At 71.6% G+C, this 14,403-nt stretch carries 10 protein-coding genes; 8 read left to right on the top strand and 2 right to left on the bottom strand.

Translation table 11 applies throughout. The features are described 5' to 3' along the window. Window positions 1-134: 134 nt before the first annotated feature. Together ACFYXF_RS27630 and ACFYXF_RS27625 are read right to left on the bottom strand one after the other, a co-directional pair. Complete coding sequence (locus tag ACFYXF_RS27630) at window positions 135-1,754, bottom strand: NADH-ubiquinone oxidoreductase-F iron-sulfur binding region domain-containing protein (RefSeq protein WP_389353365.1); 1,620 nt, start codon at window positions 1,752-1,754, stop codon at window positions 135-137. Then, window positions 1,751-3,010: a cytochrome b/b6 domain-containing protein gene (locus tag ACFYXF_RS27625; RefSeq protein ID WP_389353364.1), complete on the bottom strand. Its 1,260-nt coding sequence runs from the start codon at window positions 3,008-3,010 to the stop codon at window positions 1,751-1,753. Before ACFYXF_RS27625 ends, ACFYXF_RS27630 begins: the two co-directional genes overlap by 4 nt. 523 nt (window positions 3,011-3,533) lie before the next feature. Between ACFYXF_RS27625 and leuS the strand changes: the two genes are divergently transcribed. The 8 genes from leuS to holA all read left to right on the top strand — a co-directional run bounded on the left by leuS (window position 3,534) and on the right by holA (window position 14,303). Further along, window positions 3,534-6,416, top strand: coding sequence for a leucine--tRNA ligase (gene leuS / locus ACFYXF_RS27620; protein ID WP_389353362.1), 2,883 nt, complete (start codon window positions 3,534-3,536; stop codon window positions 6,414-6,416). A gap of 161 nt (window positions 6,417-6,577) precedes the next feature. Continuing rightward, a complete protein-coding gene (locus tag ACFYXF_RS27615) occupies window positions 6,578-7,339 on the top strand; it encodes a hypothetical protein (protein ID WP_389353360.1) in 762 nt (253 codons plus the stop codon). A gap of 105 nt (window positions 7,340-7,444) precedes the next feature. Beyond that, window positions 7,445-8,290, top strand: a complete 846-nt coding sequence (locus ACFYXF_RS27610) for a DegV family protein (protein ID WP_389353358.1) — start codon at window positions 7,445-7,447, stop codon at window positions 8,288-8,290. Between the two features lie 176 nt (window positions 8,291-8,466). Next, on the top strand, window positions 8,467-9,507 hold the full coding sequence (locus ACFYXF_RS27605; RefSeq protein WP_389353356.1) for a helix-hairpin-helix domain-containing protein: 1,041 nt from the start codon (window positions 8,467-8,469) through the stop codon (window positions 9,505-9,507). Beyond that, complete coding sequence (locus ACFYXF_RS27600) at window positions 9,504-12,116, top strand: ComEC/Rec2 family competence protein (RefSeq protein ID WP_389353354.1); 2,613 nt, start codon at window positions 9,504-9,506, stop codon at window positions 12,114-12,116. The genes ACFYXF_RS27605 and ACFYXF_RS27600 overlap by 4 nt, the downstream gene beginning before the upstream one ends. A gap of 4 nt (window positions 12,117-12,120) precedes the next feature. Next, window positions 12,121-12,960, top strand: coding sequence for an arylamine N-acetyltransferase (locus ACFYXF_RS27595; RefSeq protein ID WP_389353352.1), 840 nt, complete (start codon window positions 12,121-12,123; stop codon window positions 12,958-12,960). A 30-nt stretch (window positions 12,961-12,990) separates the two neighbouring features. Continuing rightward, window positions 12,991-13,236 carry a hypothetical protein gene (locus ACFYXF_RS27590; protein WP_389353350.1) on the top strand — a complete coding sequence of 82 codons (246 nt, stop codon included), beginning with the start codon at window positions 12,991-12,993 and terminating at the stop codon, window positions 13,234-13,236. A gap of 77 nt (window positions 13,237-13,313) precedes the next feature. Then, entirely contained in the window at window positions 13,314-14,303 is a 990-nt protein-coding gene (holA, locus tag ACFYXF_RS27585; protein WP_389353348.1) for a DNA polymerase III subunit delta, read from the top strand. Window positions 14,304-14,403 lie beyond the last annotated feature (100 nt).

Genomic DNA, 14,403 nt, shown 5'->3' with positions numbered 1-14,403 from the left:
GTTAAAATATAACCTACCCCCCACCCATGTGCAGGGGGGTAAACCCGACCGGCGGGCCCCGCCTCGGGGGTTGCCCGCCCCGGGGGGGGGGGGGGCCCCCACCACCCCCGCCCCCCCCCCCCCCGCCCGTGGTGTCAGCGACCGCTGCCGAGGGCGCGGCGGCCCCGGCCACCGCGCTGGGACAGGACCGGCAGACGGTCGGGGGCCGAGGTCCTGGTGTCCTCCTCGATGCGCAGCGCCAGCGCCGGGCAGCGGCGCACCGCGCGCAGCGCCTTCGCCTCCGCGTACCGGGGCACCTTCGCCTGCGCGACGGTGGGGAATCCGTCGGCGCCCAGTTCGAAGACCTCCGGGAGGATGTCGGCGCACAGGCCGTGGCCCCGGCACAGCGTCCAGTCGACGAAGATCTTCTGACGGCTGGGGCCGTTCTCCTCCTCCGTCTGGCCGCCGGGGATGCCCGTGGGTCCCTGGCCGCCCTCGAAGAGCGGCAGAACGCCTTCTACGGGCCTTCCGCAGCCGTTTCCGAGGACATGGGCGGCGAGGTCGTCCGTGAACGCCTTGATGGTCGATTCCAGGAACATCGCCGAGCCGTCGGGGTGCGAGCAAGCACCGCGCCGCTTCACGGACTTGGCGACCTGCTTGACGGCCTCCAGGGCGGCCGGGCCGCCGCCGTTGAGGATGTCCTCCATGCCGCGCGCCGCGGCGGGCAGACCGAGGTAGCAGGGGCCGCACTGGCCGGCGCTCTCCTCGGCGAGCCACTGGGCCACGCGCAGCGACTCGCCCAGCGGGCAGGTGTCCTGGCTGATCGGCAGGATCGCGCCGGCGCCGAGCGCACCGCCCACGGCGTCCAGGGAGTTGCGCGAGACGATCGCCTCGTTGACCGTCGCCGCGTCGATCCACTTGCCGTGGTAGCCGCCGGTCAGCACACCCTGCGGGACCGGCGGGGCGCCGGCCAGCTGAAGGACGTACCGCAGCGGTACGCCGGTCGGCACCTCGATCACCATGGGGCGGGCGACCGCGCCGGAGACCGTGAGCATGACGGTGCCCGGCTCGTCGTACAGGCCGGTGTTGCAGTAGCGCTCGGCGCCGATGCGGGCGGCGATCGCGAGCTGGGCGTACGTCTCGGCGTTGGACAGCAGGGTGGGCGCGCCGCCGACGCCGCTCTGCGAGGCGCTGATCTTGCGGCCGGGCGGGACCGCGGGGCCGCCGTCGATGGAACGGATCAGTGAGGCGGCGGCGCCGGTGACCATGCGGATCGGATTGCGCTGCACACGCGCGCGGAGGGCCGACCGGCGGCCGTTGTTGAGACCGCGCTCGGCGAGCGCCGCCTCCATGGAGCGCTGCGTGGATTCACGTGTCACCCCGATGACCAGGGTGCGGGCGCCCATGGCCTCCGCGCAGAGCAGGGCGCCGTCCAGGATCAGGTGCGGGGCACGGTTGACCAGCACCGTGTCCTTGCGGCAGGCGGGCTCGTCCTCGCTCGCATTGACGACGACGACCGGCCGCACACCGCGGCGGATCGCCGACTCGGCGACCGACCGCAGCTTCTTGTGGAAGGGGAAGCCCGCGCCGCCGCGGCCCTTCAGGGAAATGCGCTCGGCGAGCTGCGCGAGCTGCTCGCCGCCCATCGGTTCGAGCGGCCCGTGCACCTTCAGGTGCATGGGCAGGTCAAGTCTCTCGACAAGGTCGAAACCCGACGTGAGCTGGGGAAGTCCGACCACACGGACTTCGGGTACGTCGGGCAGAGCCTCGTTCACTTAAAGCCTCCGGAAGGCGCGTTCCAAGGTTCGCCCGAGCCCGGTGCGTCGAAGTCGTAGGTAGCACCGGGGTTTGTATCAGTGGCGGGACCGCTGTTGTACGTGTCGTTCGCGTTGTACGTGCCATAGGCGGCATTCGACTCACCGGTGTTGTACACATCACTCGTGCCGTACGGGGCGGCGCCCGGATTGCCATAGGCCGGGATGTTGTATCCGGTGTCGTTCATCGGGTCGTACGCCGACACGGGGGCCTCGCCGACGGGCGGCGGGGACGGGATCGGCCAACTGCCCGACGTACTGCCGTCCATGCGCGGGATCGCCTCGGTGGCCTGCATGTCACCCGGCATCTCCATGCGGGCGGTCTGGTCCATGTACGCGTCCTGCCCGCGCGGGGGCGTCACCGCGCGGTAGGCGGCCGCGAAGCCGTCGTTCGCGGGTTCGGGCGTCATGGTGCGGCTGGCCGGAACGTCGTAGAGCGGCGTCGATCCGGTGGACGGGTTGCGCTGCGAGGGCACTCCCGCGTCCCCGCGCGCGGGCCTGCCGCCGCCCTGGCTCTCGTAGCCGGGCAGGGCGGACTCGCCGAGGCGGGCCCGGCTCGCGTCCAGGTCGTCGCGGCCCGGCCGCTCCTGGGACCCCAGGATCGCCATGATCCGGGCGGCCACCTTGCGCTTGAACGGGCGGGGCGCCGAGCGCAGGGCCAGGGCTCCCATGACCGCGACCAGGGACAGGCCGTACAGGATCGTGAAGATCGGCTTCGCCTCGCGGCCCGCGTACAGGCCGTGGACCAGCGCGAAGCACCAGGCCGGGTACGCCAGCATGTGCATCGCGCGCCAGCGGGCCGCGACCGGGGCCGGGGAGGCGAACTGGCTGCGCAGCGCGCCCGTGACGGCCGTGAAGATCATGAGCAGGCCGGCCAGGGACCCGAAGCCGATGAGGCTCCCGGTGCCGGTGACGCCGAGGCTGAACGGGATCAGCGCGGCCACCAGCGGGGCGTGGTCGAGCGCCACTTTGACCGAGATGTGCAGCAGCAGGAAGGCGACCGAGGCAACGGCGGTCGTCCGGTGCACGGCCTGCGCGACCAACCGCTGACGGGTGTTCAGGAACACCCGGTCGGTGGCGACCAGGCCCCAGATCACCGCGGAGGTGAGGGCGACCAGTGACAGCACGCCGGCGCCGAAGTTCAGGAAGTCCTGAAGCTCGTCACCTCCGACCACCACGATCACGGGTATGAGCAGCAGCACGGCAGCCGTCGCCATCCCATAGGCCGAACGGCCCGTCCTGGGAAGCGAACTGTTACTACGAGGGTTCATGGGGGCAACTCCGAGCGGTTCGGGAAGGCGGTCCCGCGTCGAACTCTAAGTCGAGACATACCGAGGAGTACGAGGTTTGAGTTATTGCGCTGTTACCAAAGGGCTGTGAGGCCGTTGTGATGTCCCATAGGGGTTGTTACGCGAAGTAATTATTGAACCTGGTTCAGCTTTTGCTGTGTGGCGATTCACGTGCCCGTTGGGGCAAGGGATGGTTGTGTGGGGGTCCTGTGGAGGCCTTCCCCGGCGTGGCACCCGGTGCCATGCGTCCCCGGAACTCCGTCGCGGCGCGCTCGACGGCTGCGGTACCCTGACGCCATGCGTGCCGTACGCCTTCTGCTTAGCGAGCCGCGCTGATCAGTCCCGACCACTGACGAATCGTGGTCGGCATCGGCGCGGCGTCCCCTCCTGTGCGAGGGGATTTTTCATTTCCAAGCCGCTGGCAGAGACGATCGATGGAGCTTTGAGGACCATGAGCGAGACGAACCCCGCTGCCACCGCCGAGGTGGCAGCGCCGCACCGCTACACGGCCGCCATGGCGGCCGACATCGAGGCACGCTGGCAGGACTTCTGGGACGCCGAGGGCACGTACGCCGCCCCCAACCCGAGCGGCGACCTGGCGGGCGACCCCGAGCTGGCCGCCAAGCCCAAGAAGTTCATCATGGACATGTTCCCGTACCCCTCGGGTGCGGGCCTGCACGTCGGCCATCCGCTGGGCTACATCGCGACCGATGTGTTCGCCCGCTTCCAGCGCATGACCGGCCACAACGTCCTGCACACCCTGGGCTTCGACGCCTTCGGCCTGCCCGCCGAGCAGTACGCCGTGCAGACCGGCACACACCCGCGTGTCTCCACCGAGGCCAACATCGAGAACATGAAGGTCCAGCTGCGCCGGCTGGGCCTGGGCCACGACAAGCGCCGGTCGTTCGCCACGATCGACCCGGACTACTACAGGTGGACCCAGTGGATCTTCCTGCAGATCTTCAACTCCTGGTACGACGAGGAGTCGGACAAGGCCCGCCCGATCGCCGACCTGGTCGCCCAGTTCGAGACCGGCGAGCGCGCCGTACCGGGTGACCACGCGCGCGCGTGGAACCAGCTGACCGCCACCGAGCGCGCCGACGTCCTGGGCGAGTACCGCCTGGCGTACGCCTCCGAGGCGCCCGTCAACTGGTGTCCGGGACTGGGCACCGTACTGGCGAACGAGGAGGTCACCGCCGACGGCCGGTCCGAGCGCGGCAACTTCCCCGTCTTCAAGGCCAAGCTGCGCCAGTGGAACATGCGCATCACCGCCTACGCCGACCGCCTGCTGAACGACCTGGACGCGCTGGACTGGCCCGAGGCCATCAAGCTGCAGCAGCGCAACTGGATCGGCCGCTCCGAGGGCGCCCGCGTCGACTTCCCGATCGACGGCGAGAACATCACGGTCTTCACCACCCGCCCGGACACCCTGTTCGGCGCGAGCTACATGGTTCTGGCGCCCGAGCACCCGCTGGTCGAGAAGTTCACCCCGGCCGCCTGGCCCGAGGGCACCCACGACGTCTGGACGGGCGGCCACGCCACACCCGCCAAGGCCGTCGCCGCCTACCGCGCCCAGGCAGCCTCGAAGTCCGACGTCGAGCGGCAGGCCGAGGCCAAGGACAAGACCGGCGTCTTCATCGGCTCGTACGCGACCAACCCGGTCAACGGCGACCGGATCCCCGTCTTCATCGCCGACTACGTCCTGATGGGCTACGGCACCGGCGCGATCATGGCCGTCCCCTGCGGCGACCAGCGCGACTTCGAGTTCGCCCGCGCCTTCGAGCTGCCGATCCACTGCATCGTCGAACCGACCGACGGGCGTGGCACCGACACCTCGACGTGGGAGAACGCCTTCGGGGCGTACGACGCGAAGATCATCAACTCGGCCAATGGCGACATCTCCCTGGACGGCCTGTCCGTCACTGACGCCAAGGCGCGCATCACCGAGTGGCTGGAGCGCAAGGGCATCGGCCGCGGCACGGTCAACTTCCGGCTGCGCGACTGGCTGTTCAGCCGCCAGCGCTACTGGGGCGAGCCCTTCCCCATCGTCTACGACGAGGACGGCGTCGCCCACTCGCTGCCCGAGTCGATGCTGCCCCTGGAGCTGCCCGAGGTCGAGGACTACTCGCCGCGCACCTTCGACCCGGACGACGCGAACACCGAGCCCGAGACGCCGCTGTCGCGCAACGCGGACTGGGTCAACGTCACCCTGGACCTGGGCGACGGCCGGGGCCCGCAGAAGTACCGCCGCGAGACCAACACCATGCCCAACTGGGCCGGTTCCTGCTGGTACGAGCTGCGCTACCTGGACCCGCACAACAGCGAGAAGCTGGTCGACCCGGCCATCGAGCAGTACTGGATGGGCCCGCGCGCGGGTCAGCCCCACGGCGGCGTCGACCTGTACGTCGGCGGCGCCGAGCACGCCGTACTGCACCTGCTGTACGCCCGCTTCTGGTCCAAGGTGCTGTTCGACCTGGGGCACGTCTCCTCGGTCGAGCCGTTCCACAAGCTGTTCAACCAGGGCATGATCCAGGCCTTCGTGTACCGCGACAGCCGTGGCATCGCCGTACCGGCCGCCGAGGTGGAGGAGCGCGACGGCGCCTACTACCACCAGGGCGAGAAGGTCTCCCGGCTGCTGGGCAAGATGGGCAAGTCCCTGAAGAACGCGGTCACTCCGGACGAGATCTGCGCTGAGTACGGGGCGGACACGCTGCGCCTGTACGAGATGGCGATGGGCCCCCTGGACGTGTCGCGGCCGTGGGACACGCGCGCGGTGGTGGGCCAGTACCGGCTGCTGCAGCGGCTGTGGCGCAACGTCGTCGACGAGGACAGCGGCGAGGTCACCGTCGTCGACACCGAGGCCGACGAGGCGGCACTGCGTGCCCTGCACAAGGCGATCGACGGCGTCCGCCAGGACCTGGAGGGCCTGCGGTTCAACACCGCCATCGCCAAGGTCACCGAGCTGAACAACCACCTGACCAAGGCGGGCGGTCCGGTCGCGCGCCCGGTCGCCGAGGCCCTGGTGCTGCTGGTCGCGCCGCTGGCCCCGCACATCGCCGAGGAGCTGTGGCGCAGGCTGGGGCACACCGGGTCGGTCGTCCACCAGGACTTCCCGGTCGCCGACCCCGCGTACGTCGTGGACGAGAGCGTGACCTGCGTCGTGCAGATCAAGGGCAAGGTCAAGGCGCGTCTGGAGGTCTCGCCGTCGATCTCCGACGACGAGCTGGAGAAGGTCGCGCTGGGTGACGACAAGGTCGTGGAGGCGCTGGCCGGCGCGGGCATCCGCAAGGTGATCGTGCGGGCGCCGAAGCTGGTCAACATCGTCACGGCGTAGGCGCCGCGGTAGCCGCGGGGCAGGTACGGGCGGTCCTTCGGGCAGCTCGGGGTAGTCCCCTACGGGCAGGTTCGGGGTTCTTTTGGAACTCCGGGCCTGCCCTTTGCGTTTACCTTTGAAGAGCGGCTGGCGAAGCCGCGACCGGTAGGAGGAGGAGCGTCGTGGAAGCCGCTGTCGCAGTTGTCGCCCTGCTCTTCCTGCTGTTCGTCGTGCTGGGGGTGTACGCCACGGTGAAGGTGATCGGCGCGGCCAAGAGAGGCGTGGACCGGACGATCACACAGGCCCGCCGCACGGTCGAGGACACGACGCTGCGCGCCAAGTCCTACGCCCAGCTCGGCCCGGCCGGCGAACTGGCCCAGCTCAGGCTCAAACTGCGGACGTCGATGCGCTCCACGCAGGACGCGCTGCACGCGGGCGTGGCCGAGGACGAGTCCCTCAAGGAGTCCCTCGGCCTCTTCGAGCGGCTCAGCGCGCACGGCCATGAGCTGGACGCCGAACTCAAGCGGCTGGAGTCCGAGCCCGACCGGGCCACGCTCGCCGGGCGACTGCCCGGCCTGCGTGAGCGCACCGACCAGATCACGCAGGCCGCCGACTCGCTGCGCTGGGCGGCCCGGGACCGGGCGACCCGGTTCGCGAACGACGACCTGGACTCCCTGAGGACCCAGATAGACGTCGAGGCGGGCGCCCTGCGGCACTGGACGACGACCACGGAACCCACGCCGACTCCTCCTGCGACTCCCGCGCCCGCGCCGCCGCCATGGCCCGAGGCCCCGGCCGCCGACGGCGCCACGGCTCAGCAGACCTGGCCGGACAGCCCTGACGCACGCCGGGCCGCTGAGCAGACCCGGCCCGCGATCACCCCGCCGGTCCCGCAGTCCGTCTACCCCTGGCAGAAGAAACCCCGTCCAGAGAGCACGACTTGATCCGCCGGGCGGACTCCTGTCCCGCCTCCCGTCCCGCCTCCGGCCCCGTCGCAGGTGAAAGGGGCGGGCTGCCGTCCACGGGCTACGGCAGGTAACCTCCAGCTCATGTCCCGCCATGTCGCGATCGTCACCGATTCAACGGCCTACCTGCCGCCACGGACGATGGAGCGCCACGGCATCATCGCGGTGCCGTTGACCGTCGTCATCGGTGACCGGGCCCTCGAAGAGGGCACCGAGATCTCGGCCCGTTCCCTGGCCCAGGCGCTCCAGAAGCGCCGGTCCGTCACCACCTCGCGCCCCAGCCCCCAGCTCTTCGCGGAGACCTACCGCAAGGTCGCCGAGTCCGGCGCCACGGGCATCGTCTCACTGCACCTCTCCGCCGAGTTCTCGGGCACGTACGACGCCGCGGTGCTGGCGGCCCGTGAGGCGCCGGTGCCCGTACGGGTGGTGGACACCGGCATGGTCGCGATGGCCCTCGGGTTCTGCGCACTGGCCGCGGCCGAGGCGGCGGAGGCGGGCGGCACGGTGGACGAGGCCGTCACGGCCGCGGAGAAACGGGCCGCGGGCACGTCCGCGTTCTTCTACGTCGACACCCTCGACTATCTGCGCCGCGGCGGCCGGATAGGGGCCGCGCAGGCCCTCCTCGGCTCCGCCCTCGCGGTGAAGCCGCTGCTGCAGCTGGACGGCGGACGCATCGAGCTGATGGAGAAGGTGCGCACGGCGTCCAAGGCCATCGCCCGGCTGGAGGAGATCGTCGCCGAGCGGGCGGGTGGCGCGCAGGTCGACATCGCCGTTCACCATCTGGCCGCCCCTGACCGGGCAGCGGCCCTCGCGGACCGGTTGCGGGTACGGGTGCCGGGGCTGGTGGAGCTGCATGTGAGCGAGGTGGGGGCGGTGATCGGGGCGCATACGGGGCCCGGGTTGTTGGGGGCGGTCGTTTCGCCTCGGTGAAGGGTCCCGTGGGCTCCTGTGGGGCTCCTGCGGGGCATCGACGGGTCGGGGGTCGTGCAGCTCCGGACCGGGGTGCGGCACTCGTGTGGGTGACGGAGTTATCCACAACCGGCCGGTAATCCACCGGAATTGAGCAAGATCATCGCGGGTGGGGTGGGTTGCTCCATCCTCGGCGCATGGCACTTCGATCACGTTCACGCGCAACCACTCCGACCAGCGGCCCGGGTCGCGGCCCGATGTCCGACGGCCGCGTACGGCACGGCCATCGTCGTCCCCGTGGCCGGGCCCGACAGCGGCAGGCGTCGGCCGACGAGATCCGCCGCCGGGCGGAGGTGCTCTTCGGCGAACGGGTGCTGGAACGGCGGGAGTTGGGGAACGGGCCGCCGGGGGACGAGCGGGCTTCGGGTGTCGCTTCGGGCGGGGCTGTTGGCACTGATGTCGATGTCGATGTCGGTGGTGGCGGTGCCGTGGGCGGGCGGGCTGCCGGGGATTGGCAGGAGCGGGCCGGGCTTGCGGTGCGGGAGCGGATGCCCGTGTGGTTGCAGGCGCGGTGCGGTCTGGAGCGGCGGAGCGTGGTGGCGCTCACGGTGGTGCTGGTCGCCGCCGCGGTGCTCGCCGGACAGCACTTCTGGACGGGGCGTACCCAGTCCGTTCGGGCGCCGGAGGTGGTTCGGGCGGCGGCTCCGTTCGGGGCGGCGCGGGCGGAGGCCGCGGCCGGTCCCCGGGGTGTCGTAGGGGGAGTGGCCGGCGCCCAGATCGTGGTGGACGTCAGCGGCAAGGTGCGCGAGCCGGGGGTTCATCGGCTGCCGGCCGGGTCCAGGGTCGCCGACGCCTTGCGGGCCGCGGGTGGGGTGCGTCCCGGTACGAAGACCGAGGGGCTGAACCGGGCGCGGTTCCTTGTGGACGGCGAACAGGTGGTGGTCGGCGGGGCGGTGCCCGCACCGGGGGCGGTCATGGGTGGTGCGGTCGGCCCGGGTGGGGTGGCAGCGGGCGGAAGCGTGGGTGGGGCGGGGGTCGGACCGGCGGCGCCTGTTTCGTTGAACACGGCGACCGTGGATCAGCTCGACACCTTGCCGGGGGTCGGCCCTGTGCTGGCACAGCACATCATCGACTACCGCACCCAGCACGGCGGATACCGGTCCGTGGACGAACTGCGTGAGGTGAACGGCATCGGCGACCGGCGCTTCGCCGATCTGCGAAATCTGGTGCAGCCATGAGCCGGGTACGTCACACGGACGAGCAGGACACACCGGCCCGTCGACCACCTCGCGTCCGCCGGCCCGTGCACGAGGCCTCGGGGAAACGGCTGGGGGACTCCCACCCCCGGCAGGAAGGGCCGACGGACCTGCGGTTGGTGCCGCCCGCGCTGGCGGCCTGGGTGACGGCGGCACTGACGTTGGATGTCTCGCCCGGCTGGGTGACCGGTGTCGCGGTCGTCTGTTCGGTCGTGGCCGGAGTGCTTCTGCTGGTACGTCGAACCTCGGGGAGATCCGGTCTCTCGTCACCGGGACAGTCCCGGTGGGGCAACTGGTCGCGGGTGTCCGTGGCCGCCGTGCTGCTCTGTGTGGCCGCGGCCGCCGTCTCCGCCGGGCTGCACGGGGCCGATCTGCGACGGGGACCGGTGCCGGGGCTCGCGCGGCAGTATGCCGGCGTGACGGCCGAGTTGGAGGTCACCTCCGATCCACGTCTCACCCGGCCCCGGATCCAGGGCGCTCATGCCGCGCCCAGCGCCGTACTGCTCGACGCCGATGTCCGGCGCGTGGAGGAAGCGGGCGAGGGCGGCGCGGTGGCGACGCGGACGCCTGTGCTCGTGATCGTCGATGTGGGTGCGAAGCAGAGGAAGGCGGGGCCGTTCCGGCGGGGGGTGGAGGAGGTGGCGGGCGGTGCGGGGCGTTCTCCCTGGTTGGGGCTGCTGCCGTCCACGCGGCTGCGGGTGACCGGACGGCTTGTGCCCGCGTTGACGGGCGGTGACCGGGTCGCGGCCGTGCTGAGGGTACGGGACCGGGCGGCGCCGGAGGTGGTGGGGGAACCGTCGGCGGCACAGCGGTTCGCGGGGCGGTTGCGCGCGGGGCTGCGGGACGCGACGGACGGGTTGCCGACGGATGCGCGGGCGCTGCTGCCCGGGCTGGTCGTCGGGGACACCTCACGTGTCACACCCGAGCTGGACGAGGCGTTCAAGGAGACCGACCTCACCCACCTGATGGCTGTCAGCGGAGCGAACTTCACGATCCTCCTCGCCCTGCTCATCGGCCCGCCCGCCCTTGCCCAGCAGGTCGAGCGGCGAGGCCTCGCACCCCGTCTGGGCATGTCCCTCCGGACGACCGCACTGCTCGGCGGCGTCCTCACCCTGGGATTCGTCGTCGTGTGCAGACCCGACCCGAGTGTGCTGCGGGCGGCGGCCTGCGGCTCCGTCGCGCTGCTCGCCCTCGCGACCGGGCGCCGTCGGTCACTGATCCCGGCGCTGGCGACAGCGGTACTGCTGCTGGTGCTGTACGACCCCTGGCTGGCCCGGAGTTACGGCTTCCTGCTCTCCGTCCTCGCCACCGCCGCCCTGCTCACCCTCGCGCCCCGCTGGAGCCCGGCGTTGCGCAGGCGTGGGGTGCCGCCACGGCTGGCCGAGGCGCTGGCCGCCGCCGGTGCGGCGCAGGCCGTGTGCGCGCCGGTCGTGGCTGTGCTGTCGGCGCGGGTGAGCCTGGTGGCGGTGCCGTGCAACCTGCTCGCGGAGTTCGCCGTCGCCCCGGCCACGGTGCTGGGCTTCGCGGCGCTGGGCACGGCGCCGGTGGCGATGCCGGTGGCCAAGGCGCTGGCCTGGGGCGCGAGTTGGCCCGCCGGGTGGATCGCGGACATCGCCCGTACGGGGGCGGCGCTGCCCGGCGGGGGAGTGGACTGGCCGGGCAGCTGGACCGGCGCGCTGCTGCTCGGGCTGTGCATGGCGCTCGTCGTGTTCGCCGGCGCGCGGCTGCTGAGGCATCCCTGGTGGTGCGCGGCCTGCGGGGTGCTGCTGCTCCTGGTGGTGGTGCGGCCGGCGCCGCTGACCAGGGCGATCACGGGGTGGCCGCCGCCGGGGTGGCGGTTCGCGATGTGCGATGTCGGGCAGGGCGACGCGACCGTGCTCGCGGCGGGGGAAGGCACCGGTGTGGTTGTGGATGCCGGGCCCGACCCGGCATTGGTCGACCACTGCCTGCGCGAACTCGGCATCACCAAGGTGCCCCTGGTGATCCTCACCCACTTCCACGCGGACCATGTCGCGGGGCTGCCCGGCGTGCTGCGCGGGCGCTCGGTGGGCGCGATCCAGACGACAGGGCTCGAAGAGCCCGAGGACCAGGCCGAGTTCGTGCACAGGGAGGCGGCGGCACGGCGTATCCCGGTGACGCGTGCCGTCGCCGGTGAACGGCGGCGGACGGGCACCCTCGACTGGGAGGTGCTGTGGCCGCAACCGGCGCCGGCACCCGAGCCGGAGGGCGCCAACGACGCCAGTGTCACGCTGCTCGTACGGTCGGCCGGGCTGCGACTGCTGCTCCTCGGGGACCTGGAACCCCCGGCCCAGCGGGCGCTGCTGAGAACTCCGGGCGCGGCGGGGCTGCGGGGAGTGGATGTCCTGAAGGTCGCCCACCACGGGTCGGCCTATCAGGACCCGGACCTCATACGGGCGGCGGCCCCGAGGCTGGCGCTCATCTCGTGCGGCGCGGACAACACGTACGGGCATCCCGCGCCCAGCACGGTGGCGGCGCTCAGGGACGGGGGAGCCGTGGTGCTGCGTACGGACGAGGACGGGGCGCTGGCGGTCGTCGGAGCGGGCCGGGAGCTGGGGGTGGCGAGAGACTGAGGCCATGGACTCCGCACAGGCTGATGCCTACCTCCGTCGGCTCGGCGCCGAGCGCCCGGCTTGGCCCACCCTCGACGTGCTCCGGGAGCTCCAGCTGCGGCACCTGATGGCGGTGCCGTTCGAGAACCTGTCGATCCACCTCGGCGAGGCGATCGTGCTGGAGGAGAACCGGCTGCTGGAGAAGGTGGTGGGCGCCCGTCGGGGCGGGTTCTGCTACGAACTCAACGGTGTGTTCGGGGCGTTGCTCACGGCACTGGGCTTCGACGTCACGTTGCTCGCGGCGCGGGTGTACGGGGACGAGGAGCGGCTGGGGATTCCGTACGACCATCTTGCGCTGCGGGTGCGGACGGTGGACGGCGGCGACTGGCTGACCGACGTGGGCTTCGGGGCGCACAGTCACTATCCGCTGGCGATGGGGGAGCGGGGGGAGCAGGAGGATCCGGGGGGTGTGTTCCGGGTTGTGGGGGTGGAGGCGGGGGTGGGGGCGGAGGGGGAGGGGGGAGGGGGAGGGGCCCCCGGGGATCTGGACGTGGTTCGGGACGGCAAGCGGCAGTACCTGGTGGAGGTGCGGCCCCGGGTGCTCGGGGATTTCGTGGCCGGGGCCTGGTGGCACAGCACCTCGCCGGAGTCGCACTTCACGCGGTCGCTGGTCTGTTCGCGGGTCACGGAGGACGGCGGGAGGGTCACTCTCAGTGGGCGCAGTCTCACGGTGACGGCGCCGGGTGGGGGGAAGGAGGTGCGGGAGCTGGGGGCCGACAGTGAGGTGCTCGCCGTGTACCGGGAGTGGTTCGGGGTCGAGTTGTCTGCTGTGCCGAGGGTTCGGGGGGCTGGTGGGGGTGACTGAGGCGGGGGCGGGGTAGCGGAAAATGTCCTCGTGAGCGATGTGAGACATGTGCTGGTGCTGCCCGACCGTGATGCCGCCGAGGACGTGGTGGAGGCGCTGCGTGACCGGTTCGGCCTTGCGGAGGAGCCGCAGCTCGTACGGGATGCGCTGGCCGGTGAGGACGACGCCGAGGACGCTCAGTGGCTCGTCGTGCTGCGGGACGAGGCGGGGCGGCTGGATCCTACGGAGCTGGACGAGTTCGTGGGGGAGTGGGAGGGGTGGCGTGAGGAGCCGTAGCCGCGTGGTTGCGGTGGGGGCTTCGGTGGGGTCGGTGGGCGGCCGCGTTGTCAGTGGCTCGTGGGATGCTTTCGGGGATGGCCAAGAAGACCGCACATGACGACCCTCTCGCCCCCGTCACGCTTGCCGTGGGCCAGGAGGACCTCCTGCTCGACCGTGCCGTGCAGGAGGTGGTGGCCGCCGCCCGGGCCGCCGACGCCGACACGGACGTACGAGACCTGACCTCGGACCAGTTGCAGCCGGGCACGCTGGCCGAGCTGACCAGTCCGTCGCTGTTCGCCGAGCGCAAGGTCGTGGTCGTGCGCAACGCGCAGGATCTTTCGGCCGACACGGTCAAGGACGTGAAGGCGTACTTCGGGGCGCCCGCGGAGGAGATCACCCTCGTGCTGCTGCACGCCGGGGGAGTCAAGGGCAAGGCGCTGCTCGACGCGGCCCGTAAAGCGGGGGCGCGGGAGGTGGCGTGCCCCAAGATGACGAAGCCGGCGGATCGGCTCGCGTTCGTGCGGTCGGAGTTCCGGGCGACCGGGAGATCCGCGACGCCCGAGGCGTGCCAGGCGCTCGTCGACTCGATCGGGAGTGATCTGCGGGAGCTGGCTTCCGCGGTGAGTCAGCTTGTCGCGGATGTCGAGGGGACGATCGACGGGGCGGTGGTCGGGCGGTACTACACGGGGCGGGCGGAGGCGTCGAGCTTCGAGGTCGCCGACCGGGCGGTTGAGGGGCGGGCGGCGGAGGCGCTGGAGGCGTTGCGGTGGTCGTTGTCCACCGGGGTGGCGCCGGTGATGATCACCAGTGCGTTGGCTCAGGGGGTGCGGGCTATCGGGAAGCTGTCGTCCGCGCGGGGTGGGCGGCCGGCGGATCTTGCTCGGGAGTTGGGGATGCCGCCGTGGAAGATTGATCGGGTGCGGCAGCAGATGCGGGGGTGGACTCCGGATGGGGTTGCTGTGGCTTTGCGGGCGGTGGCGGCGGCGGATGCGGGGGTGAAGGGGGGCGGGGATGATCCTGAGTACGCGTTGGAGAAGGCTGTTGTGGTGATTGCCCGGGCTGCTCGGTCTCGGGGTGGCCGGTAGGGGATTTCGCCCCCGCCGCCCCTACCCGTCCCATCCTTCTGGGGGCTGCGCCCCCAGGCCCCCCTTTCGGCCTGAACGGCCTCGTCCTCAAACGCCGGAC

Origin of the sequence: Streptomyces sp. NPDC002680, assembly GCF_042889145.1 — a bacterium.
GTDB lineage: Bacteria > Actinomycetota > Actinomycetes > Streptomycetales > Streptomycetaceae > Streptomyces > Streptomyces adonidis.
The sequence above is the reverse complement of the archived record's forward strand: the minus strand, read 5'-3'. Positions and strand labels throughout refer to the sequence as shown.

Bases quoted from the DNA above. Each gene is read 5' to 3' on its own strand.
- ACFYXF_RS27625 (WP_389353364.1), bottom strand. From the start codon at position 3,010: ATGGCGACGGCTGCCGTGCTGCTGCTCATACCCGTGATCGTGGTGGTC.
- leuS (WP_389353362.1), top strand. From the start codon at position 3,534: ATGAGCGAGACGAACCCCGCTGCCACCGCCGAGGTGGCAGCGCCGCAC.
- ACFYXF_RS27610 (WP_389353358.1), top strand. From the start codon at position 7,445: ATGTCCCGCCATGTCGCGATCGTCACCGATTCAACGGCCTACCTGCCG.
- ACFYXF_RS27605 (WP_389353356.1), top strand. From the start codon at position 8,467: ATGGCACTTCGATCACGTTCACGCGCAACCACTCCGACCAGCGGCCCG.
- ACFYXF_RS27600 (WP_389353354.1), top strand. From the start codon at position 9,504: ATGAGCCGGGTACGTCACACGGACGAGCAGGACACACCGGCCCGTCGA.
- ACFYXF_RS27595 (WP_389353352.1), top strand. From the start codon at position 12,121: ATGGACTCCGCACAGGCTGATGCCTACCTCCGTCGGCTCGGCGCCGAG.
- holA (WP_389353348.1), top strand. From the start codon at position 13,314: ATGGCCAAGAAGACCGCACATGACGACCCTCTCGCCCCCGTCACGCTT.